General features: G+C 69.5%; 14 protein-coding genes. 8 read left to right on the plus strand and 6 right to left on the minus strand.

Annotated features, from left to right (window positions below):
* The 3 genes from D7X55_RS16590 to D7X55_RS16600 all read left to right on the plus strand — a co-directional run.
* Positions 1–931 (plus strand): PEGA domain-containing protein (locus D7X55_RS16590; RefSeq protein ID WP_121723552.1); only part of this gene is annotated, 931 nt, incomplete at its 5' end.
* A gap of 195 nt (positions 932–1,126) precedes the next feature.
* Entirely contained in the window at positions 1,127–3,136 is a 2,010-nt protein-coding gene (locus D7X55_RS16595) for a TonB-dependent siderophore receptor (protein WP_233609879.1), read from the plus strand.
* A 69-nt stretch (positions 3,137–3,205) separates the two neighbouring features.
* Complete coding sequence (locus D7X55_RS16600; protein WP_121723554.1) at positions 3,206–6,151, plus strand: DEAD/DEAH box helicase; 2,946 nt, start codon at positions 3,206–3,208, stop codon at positions 6,149–6,151.
* Here the strand turns inward: D7X55_RS16600 and D7X55_RS16605 are convergent.
* The 5 genes from D7X55_RS16605 to D7X55_RS16625 are packed head-to-tail and all read right to left on the minus strand — an operon-like array spanning position 6,136 to position 10,358.
* A complete protein-coding gene (locus D7X55_RS16605; RefSeq protein ID WP_121723555.1) occupies positions 6,136–6,903 on the minus strand; it encodes a DUF5953 family protein in 768 nt (255 codons plus the stop codon). The genes D7X55_RS16600 and D7X55_RS16605 overlap by 16 nt on opposite strands.
* The gene (locus D7X55_RS16610) at positions 6,900–7,802 is read right to left on the minus strand and encodes a DUF6310 domain-containing protein (protein WP_121723556.1); all 903 of its coding nucleotides are present in this window, start codon (positions 7,800–7,802) and stop codon (positions 6,900–6,902) included. Before D7X55_RS16610 ends, D7X55_RS16605 begins: the two co-directional genes overlap by 4 nt.
* 55 nt (positions 7,803–7,857) lie before the next feature.
* Positions 7,858–8,256, minus strand: a complete 399-nt coding sequence (locus tag D7X55_RS16615; protein ID WP_121723557.1) for a low molecular weight phosphatase family protein — start codon at positions 8,254–8,256, stop codon at positions 7,858–7,860.
* Between the two features lie 11 nt (positions 8,257–8,267).
* Positions 8,268–9,371 (minus strand): winged helix DNA-binding domain-containing protein, encoded by a 1,104-nt coding sequence (locus tag D7X55_RS16620; protein ID WP_121723561.1) that lies wholly within the window; start codon positions 9,369–9,371, stop codon positions 8,268–8,270.
* Positions 9,372–9,395: 24 nt separating this feature from the next.
* Complete coding sequence (locus tag D7X55_RS16625) at positions 9,396–10,358, minus strand: TIGR03885 family FMN-dependent LLM class oxidoreductase (protein WP_121723562.1); 963 nt, start codon at positions 10,356–10,358, stop codon at positions 9,396–9,398.
* Between the two features lie 155 nt (positions 10,359–10,513).
* Between D7X55_RS16625 and D7X55_RS16630 the strand changes: the two genes are divergently transcribed.
* Entirely contained in the window at positions 10,514–12,178 is a 1,665-nt protein-coding gene (locus tag D7X55_RS16630; protein ID WP_121723558.1) for an alpha-amylase family protein, read from the plus strand.
* A gap of 43 nt (positions 12,179–12,221) precedes the next feature.
* Here D7X55_RS16630 and D7X55_RS16635 read toward each other — a convergent pair whose 3' ends face one another.
* A complete protein-coding gene (locus D7X55_RS16635) occupies positions 12,222–14,843 on the minus strand; it encodes a M12 family metallopeptidase (RefSeq protein WP_121723559.1) in 2,622 nt (873 codons plus the stop codon).
* Between the two features lie 110 nt (positions 14,844–14,953).
* Here D7X55_RS16635 and D7X55_RS16640 point away from each other — a divergent pair, with 110 nt between their 5' ends.
* The 4 genes from D7X55_RS16640 to D7X55_RS16655 form a co-directional block, all read left to right on the plus strand.
* The gene (locus tag D7X55_RS16640) at positions 14,954–15,727 is read left to right on the plus strand and encodes a CPBP family intramembrane glutamic endopeptidase (RefSeq protein WP_121723560.1); all 774 of its coding nucleotides are present in this window, start codon (positions 14,954–14,956) and stop codon (positions 15,725–15,727) included.
* A gap of 50 nt (positions 15,728–15,777) precedes the next feature.
* Positions 15,778–17,442 (plus strand): DUF262 domain-containing protein, encoded by a 1,665-nt coding sequence (locus D7X55_RS16645; protein WP_120551179.1) that lies wholly within the window; start codon positions 15,778–15,780, stop codon positions 17,440–17,442.
* A 1-nt stretch (position 17,443) separates the two neighbouring features.
* Positions 17,444–19,441: a HipA domain-containing protein gene (locus D7X55_RS44680; RefSeq protein ID WP_233609880.1), complete on the plus strand. Its 1,998-nt coding sequence runs from the start codon at positions 17,444–17,446 to the stop codon at positions 19,439–19,441.
* A 50-nt stretch (positions 19,442–19,491) separates the two neighbouring features.
* Positions 19,492–19,823, plus strand: a 332-nt coding sequence (locus D7X55_RS16655) for an OPT/YSL family transporter (protein WP_199746987.1), incomplete at its 3' end; no start/stop codon positions are given.

Here is a 19,823-nt window from a genome sequence, read left to right on the forward strand (position 1 = left end):
GGCCGCGCCCACCCCTTCTGTCGCTCCGCCTCCGGCCGCGCTCCCTGCGTCGGAGGACGCGAACGCGGGGCTCGCGCGGGCGCTGCGCGCGTCGGGCCTGGCCGCGCTGGAGGACCGCGACTACTCGCGCGCGGTCGAGCAGTTCACCGAAGCGCTCAAGCTGCGTCCGGACGACAAGGACAGCGACCTGACGCGGCTGTTGGGCATCGCCATGGACCTGCGCTCGCGCGACCAGGGCCGCGGCCCGCAGACCGCTCCGGCGCGTGAGCCTGTGCCCTCCCGCACGCCGCCCCGCACGCGCGCCGCGAAGCTCGCCGCCGCGCGGGCCGCCCGCGAGCAGCAGGCCGCGCTGGCCGCTCCGCAGGAGGAGGCGAGGGGCGGCCTGTTGCTGGTGACGTCCACGCCGCCGGGCCTGGTGGTGATGGTGGATGGCAAGGCCCTGGACCTGACGCCGGCGCGGCTGCCGGTGTCCGCGGGCACGCACCGCGTGGTGCTCGCGCAGGGTGAGCGCCGGCTGTACGAGGAGACGGTGGACGTGGACGCGGACGCCGTGCGCTCGCTCAACCGCGACCTCAGCGCGGAGCTGACGCCGGCCGCGCAGAAGCCGGCCGTGGTGGCCGCCGTCCCAGCCTCGCCCCCGGCGACCAGCGTGGTGCCTGCCGCTGCCTCGCGAACCGAGGAGCCCACGACCCCGCCGGAGCCCTCCGTGGCGAAGGCCGCCGTGGCGCAGCGGGGCGACCTGGAGGTGACGTCGCCAGGGCTCTACGGCGAGGTGTGGATCAACGGCCGGCCGTATGGCTTTCCGCCCATCTCCGCGCAGGCCCTGCCCTCCGGGCCCGCGCGCGTGGAGGTCCGCGTCAACGGCGAGGTGAAGCGCCGGATGACGGTGGAGGTGGAGCCGGGCCGCAGCAAGAGCGTGCGCGTGAAGTGAAACAAGGCTGACGCCCGCATTCGACGCAGTGCGCGCAATCCCAGAACTTTCGGACCGCGCTGAACCCAGTACAGTGTTTTTCACGCGGAGGCTGTCTCCCCCCGGGACGGCGCTCCCGCGTTTCCATCTTCGAGAAGGTTGTTGCGTATGGGCTTCACCAGGCACGGGCGTCGTGTGTGTGTATGGCTTGCGCTGATGGGCGCGGGCACTGGCTTCGCGCAGACGGCGCAGGAGCCCACGCTGGACCCCGGACCGCCGGAGACGCCCTCCGCCCAGGAGCAGCGCGAGGCCCAGCTGGAGGACGAGCCGGAGGTGCACAGCCAGGTGGCGTCGTTCGCCATCACCAGGCTGCACGACTCTCCGGCGGTGGTGACGGCCATCACCGCGGATGAAATCAAGGCCTCCGGTGCGCGCGACCTGATGGACGTGCTGCTGAACGTGCCCGGCTTCTTCTTCGGCGTGGACGTGCAGGGCACGGTGGGGCCGGGCTTCCGGGGCCTGTGGGGCCAGGAAGGCAAGGTGCTGCTCATCATCGACGGCAAGGAGATCAACGAACAGCTCTACTCCACGATGCAGCTGGGGCACGAGTTCCCGGTGGAGCTGATTGAGCGCATCGAGGTGGTGCGCGGCCCCGGCTCCGTCATCTACGGCGGCAACGCGGAGCTGGCCGTCATCAACGTCATCACCCGGGGCATCCAGGGCAGCACGGACGCGCTGGCGGTGGGCACGTACGGGCAGCTGACGGACGGCCTGGGCCGGCGCAGCCTCACGCTGTCGGGCCGCAAGGTCTTTGAAAGCGTGCCGGGCCTGAGCGCCTTCGCTTCCGCGTCGCTGGGGCAGGGGCAGCGCAGCGACGCCGTGTTCGACGACTTCTACGGCGGCTCCGCGAGCATGAACGGCGCGTCGGTGATGGACCCCACGGTGGTGCAGGCCGGCGTGGGCTACCGCGACCTCCAGCTCTCCATCCTGTACCAGCGCCAGGACACCACGTCGGTGGTCTCCGTGGACGAGGTGCTGCCCGCGCCCGCGAGCACCGACTTCGAGTCGTTCCACGCCGAGCTCAGCGACCGCTTCCGGCCCACGGACCGGATTGAGATCATCCCCCGGCTGAACCTCACGCTGGGCGAGTCGTACCGGGACTCGGACGAGGACTCGGAGTTCTTCTACGACAAGCGCTACCGGCGCATCCGGGGCCGGGCCCTGGCGCGCTGGGCGGCGTTCGACTTCCTCCAGCTCACGGGCGGCGTGGACCTGGCGTTCGACCAGGGCCAGCTGCGGGGGCCCGCGGGCATCGGCCTGCAGGAGCCCTTCAACGGCGACGAGGACGTCGTCTCCTACCGCAACGTCGCGGCCTTCATGGAGGTGTACTCGGACAACCCCATCGCCACGGTGGTGGCGGGCGCGCGCTTCGAGGACCACAGCGCCTTTGGCAGCTCGTTCGTGCCGCGCCTGGTGTTGCTCAAGTCCTTCGGGCCGGTGAGCGGCAAGGCCCTCTACAGCCGCGCCTTCCGCGCGCCGGGCATCGAGAACATCTCCCTGGGAGACGACGTCCGGCCGGAGCGCACCACGGTGTACGAGCTGGAGGCCAGCCTGCGCCTGGGCGAGGGCCAGACGTTGAGCGCCAACGCGTTCGACGTGGGCGTGACGGACCCCATCATCTATTCGTACGACCCGGTGACGGCGTCGGAGGCGTACCGCAACCTGGGCCGCCTGGGCAGCCGGGGCATCGAGCTGGACTACCGCGTGCGCGGGACGTGGGGCCGCGCGCAGGCGGGCTATTCGTTCTACCGGCCGGGCGGCCGCAACGACGTGGAGGACTACCTGGTGCCCGGGCAGCCCCAGGCCTTCACCGGCCTGCCCACGCACAAGGTCACGCTGACGGGCACGGCGAAGGTGCTGCCGTGGCTGTCCGTCAGCCCCACCGCCGTGCTGGTGGGCCAGCGCTTCGCCGTGGGGGCACCGGACGAGGAGGGTGTGTCGGAGGTCCAGACGCTTCAGCCTCGGCTCCTGCTCAACCTCTTCGTACGCGCGGAGAACGTGGGGACGAAGGGCCTGGAGATTGGCGCGGGCGTCTACAACATCCTGGGCAGCGACTTCCGGGTGGCCCAGCCCTACAACGGCGGCCACGCGCCCCTGCCCGTGTTCAGCCGGGAGTTCCTGGTGAAGCTCACCTACCTCTTCGAGCCGTCGTACGACGACGAGTAGCCTGGCCATCAGCCGGGACGCATCCGACGTTGCGCAAGGGCGTGGCGGGGCGTAGGGAAGCCGCCTGCCATGTCCGAGAACACCCAGCTCCTCGAAGCCGTCCGGAAAGAAGCCAAGCCGGGCCTCTGGTCCAAGGGCGTCAGCCTCGCGCGTGACGGGGCGGTGGCGCTCCAGTCGCGCTCGGCCTCGGAGGTCGAGCTGCGCGTGAAGGTGGCGGGCCGGGCCGTGGCCTTCACCGTCGTCCTCTACCCGGGCGACGAGGCGTGGGAGTGTGACTGCCCCAGCCCGGTGGACCCGTGCGAGCACGTCGTCGCGGCGGCCATCTCCCTGGACAAGGCGGAGAAGCAGGACGCGCCGCTGGAGGCGGTGTCGGAGCGATGGTCGCGCGTGGTGTACCGCTTCACGCGCGTGGAGGGCGGGCTGCAGTTGCACCGCGTCCTCGCGCACGCGGACGGCACGGAGGAGCCGCTGGAGGACCTCACCGGGCGCCTGGCGAAGCCGCAGGCCGGCATCACGCTGCAGGTGGAGCAGGTGGACCTGGTGATGGAGCGCCTGCTGGAGCGGCGCACCCGGGGGCCGCTCCTGGCGGAGAAGCTGGACGCGCTGCTGCGCGCCCTGGAGCCCGCGCGCAACGTGCTGCTGGACGGACGCCCGGTGGCGGTGTCCGGCGAGGTGCTGCCCCCTCGCGCGAGGGTGGAGGACAAGGGCCAGCAGTGGGTCATCACGATTACCCGCGACCCGCGCATCACGGAGGTGGTGAGCCCCGGCGTCGCGCTGACGGCGGAGTCCCTGGTGCGCCTGGGCGAGACGGCGATGACGGGCGCGTGGCTCCAGCACCTGCCGCTGGTGCGCACGTATTCGCCGGAGCAGCTGGGCGAGCTGTCCGCGAAGATATTGCCGGAGCTGGCGCGGCGCATGCCGGTGGACATGAAGAGCCGCCGCCTGCCGCCGCTGGACCGCGACCTGAAGCCGCGCATCCTGCTGGAGCTGAACCAGCTCACCCAGGGCCTGTCGGTGCTGCCCACGCTGGTGTACGGCGCGCCGCCGGCGGTGCGCATCGACAACGGGCGCATGGTGTACCTGCGCGGCGCGGTGCCGCTGCGCGACGAGGCCGCGGAGCAGAAGCTGCTGCACCAGCTGCGTGACGAGCTGAACCTGGTGCCCGGCCGCCGGCTCACGGTGCAGGGCCCGGAGATGATGCGCTTCGCGGACAAGCTGCGGAAGTTCCGGGGCGACCTGGGCGGCGACGCGGCGGGCATCGTCAGCCCGGACATGCGGCTCAAGCCGTCCCTGCGCGTGGAGGGCGGCGCGTCCGGCGCGGGCGTGCCGGAGGTGCGCTTCACGCTGGAGTTCGAGGTGGAGGGCGGCAAGGGCGGCGCGCGCACGGTGGACGCGGCCGCGGTGGTGCGGGCGTGGACGGAGGGGCTGGGGCTGGTGCCGCTGGAGGGCGGTGGCTGGGCGCCGCTGCCGCGCGCGTGGCTGGACAAGAACGGGCAGCGCGTCGCGGACCTGCTGGCCGCGCGCCAGGCGGACGGACGCGTGGCGAACCACGCGCTGCCGGAGCTGACCCAGCTGTGCGAGTCGTTGGATCAGCCGCCGCCTCCGGGGTTGGACAGGCTGGCCCCGCTGGTGGAGGGCTTCGAGAAGCTGCCGCCGCCGGTGCTGCCCGCGGAGCTCAACGCCACGCTGCGCGCGTATCAGCAGCAGGGCGTGAGCTGGCTGTCGTTCCTCAAGGGCGCGGGGCTGGGCGGCATCCTCGCGGACGACATGGGTCTGGGAAAGACGCTCCAGACCATCTGCATCCTGGGGCCGAAGTCGCTGGTGGTGTGCCCCACGAGCGTGCTGCCCAACTGGGTGGCGGAGCTGCAGCGCTTCCGGCCGTCGTTGAAGGTCTGCGTGTACCACGGCCCCGGACGCAAGCTGGACCCCTCGGCGGACATCACGCTCACCACGTATGCGCTGCTGCGCCTGGACGCGGCGGTGCTGGGCGCGCCCACGTGGGAGGCGGTGGTGCTGGACGAGGCGCAGGCCATCAAGAACCCGGAGAGCCAGGTGTCGCGCGCGGCCTTCGGGCTCAAGGCGAACCTGCGGCTCGCGCTCAGCGGCACGCCGCTGGAGAACCGCCTGGACGAGCTCTGGAGCCTGATGCACTTCACCAACCCGGGCCTGCTGGGCGGCCGCCGTCAGTTCGAGGAGAAGACGGCGCAGCCCATCGCGGACGGCAAGCCGGGAGCGGCGGAGGGGCTGCGCCGCCGCATCCGCCCGTTCATCCTGCGGCGCCTCAAGCGGGACGTGGCGCCGGAGCTGCCGCCGCGCACGGACTCCGTGATGCACGTGCAGCTGGATGAGCGCGAGCGCTCCGTCTACGACGCGGTGATGGCCGCGACGCGCGCGGAGGTGGTGGCGCTGCTCAACGAGGGCGGCAGCGTGCTGAAGGCGCTGGAGGCATTGCTCCGGCTGCGGCAGGCGGCGTGTCACTCCGCGCTGGTGCCGGGGCAGGTGGCGAAGACGTCCTCCAAGGTGCAGACGCTGGTGGACGCGCTGGAGACGGCGGTGTCGGAGGGCCACAAGGCGCTGGTCTTCTCGCAGTGGACGTCGCTGTTGGACCTCATCGAGCCGGGGCTCAAGGGAGCGGGCATCGGCTTCGAGCGGCTGGACGGAGCGACGGCGAACCGGGGCGAGGTGACGTCGCGTTTCCAGGGCCAGGACGGCGCGCCGGTGTTGCTGATGTCGCTGAAGGCCGGAGGCACGGGCCTGAACCTGACGGCGGCGGACCACGTGTTCCTGATGGACCCGTGGTGGAACCCGGCGGTGGAAGCGCAGGCCGCGGACCGCGCGCACCGCATCGGACAGGAGCGGCCGGTGATGGTCTACCGGCTGGTGTCCCAGGGCACGGTGGAGGAGAAGATTTTGGGCCTCCAGGAGAAGAAGCGGGCCCTGTTCGAAGCCGCGCTCAGCGAAGCCGGAGGCGCTGCCGCCATCACCCGCGAGGACCTGCTTCAGCTCTTCGCATGAGGCGCGGTGCGTCCGCCAATCTCCGGGAAGCGCTCATAGGTCCGTTTGAGCGCTTCCAGGTGGTCAGGGTCGTCCAGGTCGAGCGGCGCATCCGTGAGCCGCACGACCCATCCGCCTGATGCCGTGCGCCGAGCCCGTGAAAGCAGCTCGGCGTCGCGGCCCGGGTCCGGGAACCCGATGGCCTTCGCGGCATCAGCCGACCAGTAGTTCAGCCAGCCGAGGTAATAGGGAATCTCCGGCGCGCGGATGTTCTCGAAGAGTTTCAGGGCGGGCAGACCCCGGCGTGGGGATGGCGGCCCTTGTAGCGTAGGCGCTGTCTGATACGCGATGTCTACTGCGGCCCTGTCCGGCGTTGCTTGCCCCCAGAATGCATGTGCGCGCTCTGCGACGTGCTCCAGCATCGCCGGCGCTGCCTCGATAACGGCTGCGTCTAGAGGCAACTCCGCATGGACTTCAAATTGGTCCTGACCGGCTGGGCTGAAGAGTCCTGCTCTTTCCCTGCCCGTTACTGTCACGGGGAAACGCTCATCCCCGTTGCACACAATGGGGAAGCCGCCGTCCTCGATACTTTCAATGAGCCATGTGTCACGGCGTGGCAATGCAATGGGGCGCCCGCTGGTGGAGAGCCGCCACTCCAGGCGTAGGCCAGGGAGCGCCTCTTCCATTCCACGTACGCTGTCGACTGTGCGGCGGTCTTTGCCCACAAGTGCGGGTGCATAGACGATGATGCCGAGGCTTTTTTGCGTACTCATCTTTTACACCCCGTGACGACAACCTTGAGGTTTCTATCCAGCAGTAGCAATGCCTCTCTGTGCTGTTCGGAACTCACGCCAACGACGAATGCATAGCCACATGCCGCCGCGGCTTTTCGCTCCTTGCTCAATTGCTTGAATTCCTTTTCCAATTCTTGTTTCCGGACAAAGGCGTTGTACGAGTCAAATTGGTGGGTCTTGATCTCCCAAAGCACTCTCACGCCCACTTGCAGTGCGTCGAAGCTCACTCCGTCCACGATCACGTCCATTCCGGGATAGCGGTTGGGCGGGAACTTGTCGGCGCATTCATTATGCGGGTCGTCCTCGCCCGCATGCGGCACTGGAACCGGTTCGCATGAAGGGCGGCGTGTCCGGTCCACGGGCACGGGTGGTATCGGAGGCTGCCAGTCCTGTCCTGCTGGCTCCGGTTCCAGCTTGGGCTTCCGCTTCGCTACGGCCTCGGTGGTTGGCCCCTTTGTTCCTCGTGAGGCCGCAGCCTCCTCGGGGTAGTGGTGGCGCAGTTCATACGCGTCCAGTTCTTCCTTGATGGCGACGGCGATCACCACCACGCCAAGGACAATCACGGCTCCCAGGACAATCTCTGGAGCCGCCAGCACGCAGAACCCGAGCCCTACGGCAGCGGCGCCAGCGGAGGCAACCGCGCATCGCCCCGTGGTGTCGTGGAACTCGAGCCGGTCGTGGTCGAGGTCCTGGTAGCACCGCTCCACCAGCACCGGCCAAGACTGGGAAGCTTCGCGAACAACGCACCGCCCACCATCCGTCCATGGCAGCGCCGCCGCTCGCCGGAGGTTGGCGATCCTTGGCGTCGGCACGCTTGGAGGAGTCGTAGCGCATGCCGTGAGGAAGAGGAGGAGCGCGGCGCAGGCACGGAGTCGCATGCCTATGCGCCGCTTCTCAACACAGTAGGGCGGGCGGCACGTATCGTGGAAGTCATCAACGCCACTCCTCCCGGGACAGCAGGTCCAATACACGAGCGCGCACGTCATCCCGGATCTCACGCACGCGCTCCAGGGACTTCCCCTTGGGATCTTCCAGGGGCCAGTCGTCCCGCTTCAAGCCCGGCACGAAGGGGCACGCATCACCGCATCCCATGGTGATGAGCCACTGGGCGTCCCGGGCGAGCTCAACCGTGAGGAGCCGGGGCCTGGCCTCCGACAGGTCGATGCCCACCTCGGCCATGACCGCCTGGACTTCGGGATGCACTCGGGCTCCCGGCTGCGTCCCCGCGGAAACGGCATGCGCTCGCGTCGGGTCCGCCATGGCGTTGAAGAACGCTGCCGCCATCTGGGAGCGGCCAGCGTTGTGCACACAAGCGAAGATGACCTTCTTCATCGGGCAGCCTCTTATTTGACGAACGTCACCGCCACCTTCGCGGCGTCCGGGTCGCTGAAGCGCAGCAGTTCCTCTCCCTCCTGCACCAGCGCATCCTTGTCCGCCTTCTTCACCGGCTCGAAGGGCTTGCACATCATCGTCACGGCGCCCTTCTTGCGCTCCGCGCTCCATGAACCCGCGACGTGCCCGTCCACCAGGAACACGTTGAGCACGCGCAGGTTCTTCGTGGACAGCTTCTCGCGGTGCTCCTCCGGCACGACGCGGGTGCGGTCCGCGTGGGAGAGGATGAGGTTGTCGAAGTCCGGCAGGAAGCGCACCGGCGCGGGCGTGTCCTCGGCCGGGCGCGGGGCCTTGGGCAAATCGAAGAGGACGCGCTTCTTCTCGTCCCGGAACTCCACCAGCTTGCCTCGCACCTTCTCGAAGGCATCCTTCAGCGGCTTGATGCCGGACCAGGACTGCATGTCCGCCACCGTGGCGGGACCGAAGGCGGCCAGGTAGCGCAGCACCAGCGGCGACACGTCGTCGTCCGTGGACAGCTTCTCCCCCAACCACGACTCCGCCAGCGTGAAGCCGGAGCTGCCGGGCCAGCCCCACTCCATTCCCTCCTCGGGCACCTGGACGAGCGGCAATCCCACTCGCGCGGCGAAGCCCATGGCCCGCTCGTCGCCGCCCACGTGGTGCTTCAGCAGGTGCTCACGCACCTCCTCGAAGGTGCGGGGCTTCTCCTGCAGGAAGGGCCTCGCGGTGGCCAGCAGCGCGGGCAGATCCAACGCCGTGGCGCGCTCCTTCAGCACGGAGCGCATGGCCGCGTCGAGCAGCGGCTGGAAGAGGCGACGGAAGCGCAGGTAGTCCTTCGTGGTCATCAGGTGCAGCGTGCCGCGCATCATCGTGCCGCGCGCCAGCTCGCGCTTGAGCGCCAGCTTCGTCAGCGCGTCGCGCTGGAAGCCCTGGAGTCGCGACCACAGGGCCAGGTACGGCGGACGCGCGAGCTGGGCCTGGAGCCCCACCAGGTGCTCGATGGCTTTCGGCACCGTCATCTTCTCGCGCGTGAGCAGCAGCTGGCGCGCGAGCGTGGCGCGGTTGAGGGCCTGACGGGACAGGACGTCGCTGGGCATGCGCCCGAGCATACCCAGCGGCCTTCAGCGCGCGAGCGCGGGAAGCACCTTCGCGCCAAACGCCTCGATGAACCCGTCCTGGTCGCGGTTGACGTTGTGCAGGTACAGCCGCTCGAAGCCCAGGCGCAGGTCCTCTCCCAGCCAGTCCACGTGCTGCTGGAGGCTGCTGGAGACGCGCAGCGGGCCGTCCAGGTCGTGCGGCTGCACCACGCTCGCGGCCTCCTGGAACTGCGCGGGCGCGCGCAGGTCGGTGAGGACGCTGTTGGCGAAGATGTTGGACGCCCACTGGTTGTACGCGCCCTCGCGCGCCAGTTCGTCGTCGGACGCGTAGGACAGCTGCACCTTGAGGAACATGGGCTTGCCTTCGCCGCCGCCCTTCCGGAAGGCCTCCACCACCGGACGCAGCTCCTCCGGGGGCCGTGCCGTGGTGATGAGCCCGTCCGCCCAGCTCCCCACCCACTCCGCCGTCTTCGGCGAGACGGCGGCGCCGATGAGCAGCGGCATGTCCTTGGGGCGCGTGTAGAGCTTCGCCTCCTCCACGGTGACGAGCCCCCGGTGTGTCACCGTCTCGCCCCGGAAGAGGGCGCGCAGGATGTCCACGCACTCCTTGAGGCGCGCGTTGCGCAGGTCCTTGGCGGGCCAGCCCGTGCCGGTGATGGCCTCATTGAGGTACTGGCCGCTGCCGAGCGCCATCCACGCCCGGCCGGGATACATCTCGTTCAGCGTGGCCAGCGCCTGCGCGACGATGGCCGGGTGGTAGCGCTGGCCCGGCGCGGTGACGGAGCCGAAGGACAGCCCGGTGCTCGCGAGCGCCGCGCCCATGAACGCCCAGGCGAAGCCGCTCTGTCCCTGCGCGTCCGTCCACGGGTGGAAGTGATCCGAGTTGAGAGCGGCCTGGAAGCCCGCGCGCTCCGCCTTCTGACAGAGGCGCAGGAGCTCGCTGGGGGGGAACTGTTCGTGCGACGCGTGGAATCCGATGAGGGGCATGCGTGCGCCACCCTGGAGCGGCAGCGCTCCCACTGCGAGGCCCGTCTTCACGCGAGTGTTGGCTGAACGAAGTCCGGCTGCCCCCAGGTGTGGGGTTCCGCACGGCGGTCCCATCCGAACGGCCACTGCCGCGAGGGGAGGGCTAAACGGAAAGGATGATTGAAGACCTCTGGTACAAGAACGCGGTCGTCTACTGTCTCGACGTCGAGACGTTCATGGACGGCAACGGCGACGGCGTGGGGGACTTCAAGGGCCTCAAGCGCAAGCTGGACTACCTGGCGGGCCTGGGCATCACCTGCCTGTGGCTCTTGCCCTTCCAGCCCACGCCCAACCGCGACAACGGCTACGACATCAGCGACTACTACGGCGTGGATCCACGGCTGGGGGACCTGGGCGACTTCGTGGCCTTCACCCACGAGGCGAAGCTGCACGGCATCCGCGTCATCATCGACCTGGTGGTGAACCACACGTCGGATCAGCACCCGTGGTTCCAGGCCGCGCGCAAGGACCCGGACAGCCCGTACCGCGACTACTACGTCTGGTCGAAGAAGCGTCCAAAGGACGCCAACAAGGGGATGGTCTTCCCGGGCGTGCAGCCCTCCACGTGGACGTACGACAAGGAGGCGCGCCTCTGGTACTTCCACCGCTTCTTCCACTACCAGCCCGACCTCAACGTCGCGAACCCGGAGGTGCGCGAGCAGATCCTCAAGGTCATGGGGTTCTGGCTGGAGCTGGGCGTGTCCGGCTTCCGCGTGGACGCGGTGCCCTTCCTCGTTGAACTGAAGGGCTTGAAGAACCCGGACGTGAAGAACCCCTACAAGCTCCTGGAGGAGATGCGCGAGTTCCTGTCGTGGCGCAAGGGTGACGCCATCCTGCTCGCCGAAGCGAACGTCACCATGGACGAGGTGATGGAGTTCTTCGGCGACAACGACCGCATGCAGCTGGTCTTCAACTTCCTGGCGAACCAGAACTTCTACCTGGCGCTCACGCGTGGGGACGTGACGCCGCTGGTGCAGGCGCTGAAGTCGGCTCCCAAGCTGCCGCACACGGCGCAGTGGGCGAACTTCCTGCGCAACCACGACGAGCTGGACCTGGGGCGCCTGTCGGACAAGGACCGGCTGGAGGTGTTCCAGGCGCTGGGGCCGGACAAGGGCATGCAGCTGTATGACCGGGGCTTGCGCCGCCGGCTCGCGTCCATGCTGGACGGGGACCGCCGCCGCATCGAGCTGGCGTACAGCCTGATGTTCTCCCTGCCGGGGACGCCGGTGCTCTGGTACGGCGACGAGCTGGGCATGGGAGAGAACCTGGCGCTGGTGGAGCGGCAGGCCGTGCGCACGCCCATGCAGTGGAGCCCGGAGCCGCACGGCGGCTTCACGCTGGCGGAGACCCCCGTGAAGCCCCTGGTGGCGGAGGGGCCGTTCGGCTTCCGGCAGGTGAACGTGGCGCAGCAGCGCCGCGACCCGGGCTCGCAGCTCAACTGGACGGAGCGCATCATCCGCGCGCGCAAGGAGTGCCCGGAGCTGGGCTGGGGCGCGTGGAAGGTGCTGCGCACGGGCAACAAGGGCGTGCTGGCCATCCGGTACGAATGGAAGGGCAACGCCATGGTGGTACTGCACAACCTGGCATCACGGCCCTGCACGGTGAAGCTGGACGTCGGCGGCGAGGAGCCGTGCACGCTCTTCAACGTGCTCAGCGAGGACCACTCCGAGCCCGCGGACAACGGGCGCCACGTGCTCACGCTGGAGGGCTACGGCTACCGCTGGTACCGCGTGGGCCTGGAGAACCCGGCGCGCAAGCACCGCACGGAGCCGCTGCCCTGAGGTCCAGGGAAGCGGCCCCGCCGGTGTCACCGCGTCAGCGGGTTCAGTTCAGCTCCACCTTCTGGAAGAGCCGCTCCGGCGGGGCGACGCCGTCGGAGAAGTCCAGGATGGAGGTGTAGTAGGTGGGGTCGTTCCAGGAGCCGATGAGCACCTGGTCGTGGCCCAGGCCACGGAAGTCACCCACCAGCATCCGGTTGGCCATCGAAGGCGCGTAGAAGCTCACGCCCTGCGCTTCGCTGTAGCGGACCTCGGCGGGCGCGACGCCGTCGAAGAAGTCCGCGATGAGCATGGCCGTGCCGGTGGTGACGTTGTTCACCAGCAGGAGCTGGTCGTAGCCCAGGCCCCGGAAGTCTCCCGCCACCTGGTTGTCGTCCGCGTCCATCAGCCCGTCCAGCACCGTGAAGGCGCCAGAGGCCTCCACGTAGCGCACCTGGGCAGGGCCCACGCCCGCGCTGAAGTCGAGGAGCTTCACCCGCGCGCCCGTGCCGGAGCGGTTGAGGCAGAGCACCTGGTCGTAGCCCCGGTTCTGGAAGTCGCCCACGTAGAACCGGTCGTCCGGCTCGGAGCAGTCCTCGAAGGAGTTCGGCGCGCCCCAGGCCTCGTGGTAGCCGGCCTCCGAGGGGGCGGCGCCGTCGCTGAAGTCGGTGATCATCACGCGGCCGCCCGTGCCGGAGCGGTTGAAGAACAGCACCTGATCATGCCCCCGGTTGAGGAAGTCACCCGCGAGCTGCAGGTCCTCCGGGTCGTGCCAGCCGTCGAGCAGCGGGCTCTGCCCCCAGGACTCGAGGTAGCGCACCTCCGCGGGGACGGCGCCGTCGCGGTAGTCGGTGATCATCACCCGGCCGGCGTAGCCGTCGGTGTTGATGAAGAGCATCTGGTCGTAGCCCAGGCCTCGGAAATCACCCGTCAGCTTGATGTCGCTGGGGTTGTGCCAGCTGTTGAGCAGGGGGGAGGCGGTCCAGGACTCCTGGTAGTGGAAGTGGGGGAAGGCATTGGCGTTGACGTAGCCGGAGACCAGCACGCGCGGGCCATAGCCCGACCCGTCGATGGCGATGAGCTGATCCGCGCTGCCCGGGCCCGCGAAGACGCCCGCCTTGTAGACGGAGGGCATGGTCAGCCGGAACGTCTTGGGGGCGTTGACGAGCAGCGGGCTGTGACGGCCTTGCAGATCCAACGCGAAGACGCGCAGCGTGTGCTCCTGGCCGTCCACGTAGAGGTCCGGGATGCGGAAGGAGAAGCCGACCTTGCCGGTCGTCATGGGATAGGTGTACCTCACGTCGGCGCGGTTGAGGTTCGCCACCACGGTCGTCACGGACGCCGGGTTGCCGTCGATGGAGTAGGAGACCGTGATGGAGGTCGTCGGCGAGTCCAGGTCCAGCGCCCAGCCCGTCACCGTGCCGTCATAGGAGATGTTCTCCAGCGTGCCGAAGGCGCCCGGCAGGTTGAACGTGCGCGGCGAGCCCGCGAGCAGCGGGTTGTGGATGCCCTGCACGTCGATGCCGTAGACGTGCATCGTGTGGTTCTGGCCGTCGCGGAAGTACGCGGGCACGGGGAAGTAGAACCCGTGGTCGCCCGCGATGCCGTCATGCGCGGTGTTGACGTCCGGGCGCGCGACGTTCGCGAGCGCGGAGCCGCCGAACGCGCCGGAGCCCGAGGGCCCGTCGATGTAGTAGTGCACGTCCGTGGAGACCTCCGGCGACGCGGTGTCGAAGGTCCAGCCCTTCACGTAGCCGGTGGAGGTGATCTCCTCGAAGTTGCCCTTCGTCTCGCCCGGGTACATGGACGCGGCGGAGGCGACGTCGCCCGCGCTCAGCTCATAGCCGGCGAGGGTCTCGCCGCCCAGGGAGCGGATGGTCTCCATGGGGTCACCGGTCACGGGGTCGGGCTTGCCGAACGCCGTGCTGTGGTAGTGCATGACGGACGCGAAGTCATACGGCCCGAAGTCGTCGCTGTCGCTGATGTGCTGCTCGAAGTTGTGCTCTTTGCCGTCCTCGATGTTGTCCCAGAGGATTTCCACGTAGGTGTCGCGGTCCTCGCGGCTCTGCTCGTGCCAGAAGCCGATGGCGTGACCCAGTTCGTGGATGACGCCCGACAGCCCGCATGCGCCCTCCAGCGTGATGAACTGCCGGCCGCCCTTGCGCCCCACGTGCGAATAGCAACCCTGTCCCTTCACGAAGTAGACGTGGTCCACGGAGGTGGGCGTGGAGGCGGAGAGGGGCACGAAGCGAAGGCCCGTCTTGCGCTGCCAGTGCCGGATGGCGTCGTTGATGACGTAGTTGTCATCCAGCGACCCGTAGACGTGGACGTACGGGACGACGCCGTTGGGCCAGCGCTTGCTGCTGCCGGAGATCTGGATGCTCTCCGCGGAGACGTGGTTGGCGGCCTGGGCCTTGACCTTGGGGGACTCGCGCTCCACGTCCTCCACGGTGCCCAGGATGATGTCGCCCTCGAAGAGGGCCAGGCCGTTGACGGCCTGGTATTTCACCTCGCGGGCTTCGGCCTTGGGGCCAATGTGGACCCACGCGGAGCGGACTCCGGAGAAGGCGGGTGATTGTGGCGCGGGCGGGGTGGTGGGTTCAGCGGCGTCTTCCGGACGGCAGGCGGTGCCAAGGCAGGCCACGGCCGTGAGCGCCCGGAAGAGCCGGGCGTGATGGGTGATGCGCATGGGTGATTCCCCCTCGTGGGAGTCGCAATGACTCGCGGTGCATTACGGAGGGACTCGCGGAGGTTGGCTGTGCGGTCGTGACGTTTCCCGCGCTAAGACGGAATTCCGTCATGAGCCCCGCGCCTTCAGAGTTGTCGCCCCCGCGTGTCGCGCTGCACTGCGCGCTCGCGTTCGCCGTGCTGTTCGCCTGCTACGAAGCGCCGGAGGGCCTTGGCGGGAGGCTCTTGGGGAGCTTCGCGGTGACGGCGGTGCTGATGATCCTCTTCCACGCCGTGGCCTGGGGCGTGGGGCGGTGGCTGGGGTACCGCAATGGCTTCCATGCGTATGCGTTGGAGTGGCGCGGCTCCGCGCTCGCGCGGGCGTTGGCGTTGATGCTGGTGCTCAAGCCGGTGTCCGTGCTGGCCGGTGTGGCATTGGGTTGGATGCGCGTGCAGCCTTTGACGAATCCCCAGATGGGGACGGCGCTGCTGGTGGCGGTGCTGGGCGCGGCGGTGTCCACGTTCGTGCCGTCGGTGGCGGAGGACATCGTCGCGCGGGGCTTCTGGTACCGGGCGTGGCCGGTGGCGGGGCAGGGCGCGGGCTACGTGGTCCTGTCCGCGGGCGTGTTCGTGCTCACGCACGTGTACCGGTTGGGCAATGGTCCACTGGAGTGGCTGATGTTGTTCTGCACGGGCCTGGCGTACGCGGCGGCGGTGGCCCGCACGGGCTCGCTGTGGGGCGCCGTGGGGCTGCACTGGGGATGGAACCTGGCGAACGCGCTGCTGGACCTGCAGCTGGACGTCAACGCGGTGGGGCAGGGTGGCCGCGTGCTGTCCGCAGTGACGGGGCTGGTGGCGCTGGGGTTGGTGGTGCTGCTGCCGAAGCGACGGGCCGCCTCCGTGTAGGTGGCGGGTTGCCGGGCTTCGGGTTACAGACCCATGGGAGGAGGCTCGCGATGCCCGCTCCCCTGACGCGGCGCCCGGAGACGAAGTCGTTCAGCATCGAGGACCTGCTCGACCGCGTGCGGCGCGGCGAGGTGCGGATCCCCGACTTCCAGCGCCCGCTGCGGTGGACCGCCGAGGACGTGCGCGACCTGCTGGACAGCGTGTACCGGGGCTATCCCATCGGGACCCTGTTGTTCTGGCGCCGGGAGGCCCCCGCCGCCAACGTCAGCTTCGGGCCCGTGCGCATCGACGCGCCCTCCACGAGCCAGGGCCTGTGGGCCGTGGATGGACAGCAGCGCGTGACGGCGCTCGCGGGCGTGCTGCTGCATCCGTCCTATGGCGACGAAGCCGGACGCGATGACTTCCACCTGTACTTCGACCTGGAGACGGAGGAACTGCACGCGCCTCCCGCGACCGGTGCACCTCCGCCGCACTGGCTGCCCATGAACGAGGTGCTGGACAGCGAGTCGCTGCTCCACTGGCTCAACCGCTACCCGGGCCGCGAGGCGCACCCGGAGCACCTGCGCGCCGCCATCCGCCTGGGCAAGGCCATCCGCGAGTACCAGGTGCCCGCGTACGTCGTGGACACGGAGGACGAGAAGGTCCTGCGCATCATCTTCAAGCGTCTCAACACCGCGGGCCGGCCGCTCACGGATGAAGAGGTATTCAACGCGCTGTACGTGGGCTCGCGCTCGCTCAGCCTGGAGTCCGTGACGGAAGGACTGCGGGAGCTGGGCTTCGGCGGCATCCCGGAGCCGCTGCTGCTGCGCGCCGTGCTGGCCGTGCGCGGGCTGGACTTCACCCGGGGCTATCAGGAACAGCTCAGCCAGGACGACGAGCTCACGGAGACCGTCCGCCGCACGGACCGGGCGCTCCGGGACGCCATCGTGTTCCTCAAGCGCGATGCGTTCATCCCGCACCTCAAGCTCCTGCCCGCTCCGGAGAACTCGCTGGTCCTGCTGACCCGGTTCTTCCAGCTGCACCCTGAACCGTCACCGCGTTCGCGCGAGCTGTTGTCCCGCTGGTTCTGGCGCCACATCGTCTTCGGCGGCTGGGAGCTCAAGCCGCCGGAGGCCCTTCAGGTCTTCGCCGCCATCCGCTCCGACGAGGAGCGCTCCATCCAGGCGCTGTTGGGGCAGGTGCCACCGCCGCTCATCCGCTGGTGGATGGAGACGGGGATGCCCGTCATCCCCAATGCCCCCGTGGGCATCCCGCTGGTCCTGCGCATCGCGATGCTGTCCCTCCAACCGCGCCACCTGCTGACAGGCGCGGTGCTGGACCCCGCCGAGTTGCTGGAGCAGCCGGGCGAGGGCTTCCATCCCATCCTCCCCCCTGGGGACATGCGATGGTTCATGCCTGGAATCGTGGACCGCCGCATGGTCCGACGCGTGGTGGAGGGGACCTTCGGCTTCCTCTTCCACCCCCCGGTGCCGGGACGCCCGTTCTTCCAGGTGCTCGGAGCCCAGCCGCCGCTGGCGGAGGAGATCCTCCACAGCCACGGGCTCACCTCGCAGGCCGTGGACGCACTGAGGCGCACGGACGGGTTCGGCTTCCTCTCCCTGCGCCAGGCGGTGCTGGAGCCCGTGCTGCGCCAGTTCATGGAGGCCCGCACGCGCTGGGACGACTCGGACCGGCCTTCGCTCCAGTCGATGATCATCGACGACGATGAGGACTGACATGGAACCCACGCTGCCCGTGTCCACCACCGGCATCCTCGACGTCCTCATTGGTGACGTGCACGTCGGCACGCTCACGCTGCTCGCGGACGAGCGCATCGAGTTCAGCCTCTCCGAGGACTACCGCCAGCGCTACCCGCGCCCCGTGCTGGGACAGTTCTTCGAGGACGACCTGTCGCGCCGCCACACCAGCCGCATGCGGCTGCCGCCGTTCTTCTCCAACCTGCTGCCCGAAGGCCCGCTGCGAGACCTCATCTCCGAGCGTCAGCACATCGCCCGGCAGCGCGAGTTCTTCTTCATCGCCCACCTGGGCGCGGACCTCTCCGGCGCCGTCATCGTCCGCCCCGCGGGCGAGCTCGCCGGCCACGACGCCCCGCTCGTGGACGTCCCCGCTGAACCCGTGTCGGACGGAGAGCCGCTGCGCTTCTCGCTCGCGGGCGTGCAGCTCAAGTTCTCCATGCTCCGGCGCGACCGGGGCATGACGCTGCCCATGGGCGGCCTGGGCGGTGACTGGATCGTCAAGCTCCCGGACAACCGCTACGACCGCGTCCCGGAGAACGAGCTGTCCGTGATGACGTGGGCGCGCGCCACCGGCATCGACGTGCCGGAGCTTCAATTGCTCCCGGTCGCGGACCTGCACGGACTCCCGGAGGGCATCACCCTGCGCGAGGACCTGGCGTACGCCATCCGCCGCTTCGACCGGCCGTCCCCCGGCCGCCGCGTGCACATGGAGGACCTGGCGCAGGTGCTGGGGCTGTACTCCGATGAGAAGTACAAGAAGTACAACTACGAGACCATCGCCAACGTGCTGCTCAAGGTCTCGGGGCTGGACGCGCTCCAGGAGTTCCTGCGGCGGCTGGTGTTCATCATCGCATGCGGCAACGGCGACGCGCACCACAAGAACTGGTCGCTCTACTACCCGGACGGCACGCGCCCCACGCTGTCCCCCGCGTACGACTTCGTCTCCACCATCCAGTACATGCCGCAGGACCAGCTCGCGCTGAACCTGGCGAAGTCCAAGCGCTTCGAGGACGTGTCGCTCCAGAGCTTCGAGCGGCTGGCGAGCAAGCTGGGCCTGGGCGACGAGGACGTCCTCCCGGTGGTGAAGGGCGCCGTGGAGGTCGCGCTCGATACGTGGACCACGCTGCGCGCGGACCTGCCCATGCCGGAGCTCTTCAAGCAGCGCATCGAGGAGCACTGGAAGCGCGTCCCGCTGCTCCAGGGCAACGTGAAGCGCAGCTCCGGCGAGCTGCGCCAGACGGTCAACGCCTTCTTCACCCTCTACAACGAGCTGCCCCGCCTGGGGCCCGGCAGCGACGCCTGCACCCGCGAGGCCCTGCGGCGCCTGTCCCCGCTGCCGCCCTCGCCGCGCGTGCTGGACCTGGGCGCGGGCACCGGACGGCAGTCGCTGGTGCTCGCGCGGAAGCTGGGCACGCGCGTCACCGCCGTGGACCTGCACCGGCCCTATCTCGACCGGCTGGAGCGCGAGGCCCGCGAGCAGGGACTGGCGGACGCCATCGTCACGCGCCAGGAGGACATGAGCGCGCTGTCGCTGCCGCCGGCCTCCGTGGACCTGCTCTGGTCCGAAGGCGCCATCTACGTCGTGGGCTTCGAGCAGGGCCTGCGCCAGTGGCGGCCGCTGCTCGCGCCCGGGGGCTTGATGGCCGTCACCGAGTGCACCTGGCTCACCGACGTCCGTCCTCCGGAGGCCGTGCGCTTCTGGTCCTCCGGATATCCGTCCATGGGCAACCTCGCCCAGAACCGCGCCACCGCGGAGGCCGCGGGCTTCACGGTGCTGGACACCTTCACGCTGCCCGCGTCCGCGTGGTGGGACGACTACTACACGCCGCTCCTCCAGCGCATTGAACGGCTGCGCCCCACGGCGGACGCGGCGCTGCGCGAGGTCATCGCGGCGGCGGAACAGGAGATCAACCTGTACCGCCGCCACGGGGACAGCTACGGCTACGTCTTCTACCTGCTGCGTTCGCGCGGGGCGTGACGCCTCCCGTGGTGGCGCGGAAGGGGACGAACGGGGAGGATGGGCGGCCCATGTCGGCCCCCGCTTCCCGTGCCGTCCCCGCCGGGGACTCGCCCACCGACGCCTCGCTGACGCTGCTGAGCATCCCCGGCACGACGCAGGCGGAGGTGGACACCTACTGGCTCACGCACGTGTACCAGGGGGACCGGCTGCCCCAGCTCACCCTGCGCGCGGTGGCGCTGGGCGCGGGGCTGGGCGTGCTCACCTGTGCCACCAACCTCTACGCGGGGTTGAAGACGGGCGTGGCGTTCGGCGTGGCCGTCACCGCCGCGCTGCTCGCGTCCGCGGCGCATGGGGCGCTGCGGCGCCTGGGCCCTCGTGCCGCCGGAGAGCCGCTGTCCCT

Source organism: Corallococcus sp. AB049A, assembly GCF_003668885.1.
GTDB classification, from domain to species: domain Bacteria; phylum Myxococcota; class Myxococcia; order Myxococcales; family Myxococcaceae; genus Corallococcus; species Corallococcus interemptor.

What these genes read in the sequence shown, in the direction of transcription:
- D7X55_RS16595 (WP_233609879.1), top strand. Translation starts at nt 1,127, where the DNA reads ATGGGCGCGGGCACTGGCTTCGCGCAGACGGCGCAGGAGCCCACGCTG.
- D7X55_RS16600 (WP_121723554.1), top strand. Translation starts at nt 3,206, where the DNA reads ATGTCCGAGAACACCCAGCTCCTCGAAGCCGTCCGGAAAGAAGCCAAG.
- D7X55_RS16605 (WP_121723555.1), bottom strand. Translation starts at nt 6,903, where the DNA reads ATGAGTACGCAAAAAAGCCTCGGCATCATCGTCTATGCACCCGCACTT.
- D7X55_RS16610 (WP_121723556.1), bottom strand. Translation starts at nt 7,802, where the DNA reads ATGCGACTCCGTGCCTGCGCCGCGCTCCTCCTCTTCCTCACGGCATGC.
- D7X55_RS16615 (WP_121723557.1), bottom strand. Translation starts at nt 8,256, where the DNA reads ATGAAGAAGGTCATCTTCGCTTGTGTGCACAACGCTGGCCGCTCCCAG.
- D7X55_RS16620 (WP_121723561.1), bottom strand. Translation starts at nt 9,371, where the DNA reads ATGCCCAGCGACGTCCTGTCCCGTCAGGCCCTCAACCGCGCCACGCTC.
- D7X55_RS16625 (WP_121723562.1), bottom strand. Translation starts at nt 10,358, where the DNA reads ATGCCCCTCATCGGATTCCACGCGTCGCACGAACAGTTCCCCCCCAGC.
- D7X55_RS16630 (WP_121723558.1), top strand. Translation starts at nt 10,514, where the DNA reads ATGATTGAAGACCTCTGGTACAAGAACGCGGTCGTCTACTGTCTCGAC.
- D7X55_RS16635 (WP_121723559.1), bottom strand. Translation starts at nt 14,843, where the DNA reads ATGCGCATCACCCATCACGCCCGGCTCTTCCGGGCGCTCACGGCCGTG.
- D7X55_RS16640 (WP_121723560.1), top strand. Translation starts at nt 14,954, where the DNA reads ATGAGCCCCGCGCCTTCAGAGTTGTCGCCCCCGCGTGTCGCGCTGCAC.
- D7X55_RS16645 (WP_120551179.1), top strand. Translation starts at nt 15,778, where the DNA reads ATGCCCGCTCCCCTGACGCGGCGCCCGGAGACGAAGTCGTTCAGCATC.
- D7X55_RS44680 (WP_233609880.1), top strand. Translation starts at nt 17,444, where the DNA reads ATGGAACCCACGCTGCCCGTGTCCACCACCGGCATCCTCGACGTCCTC.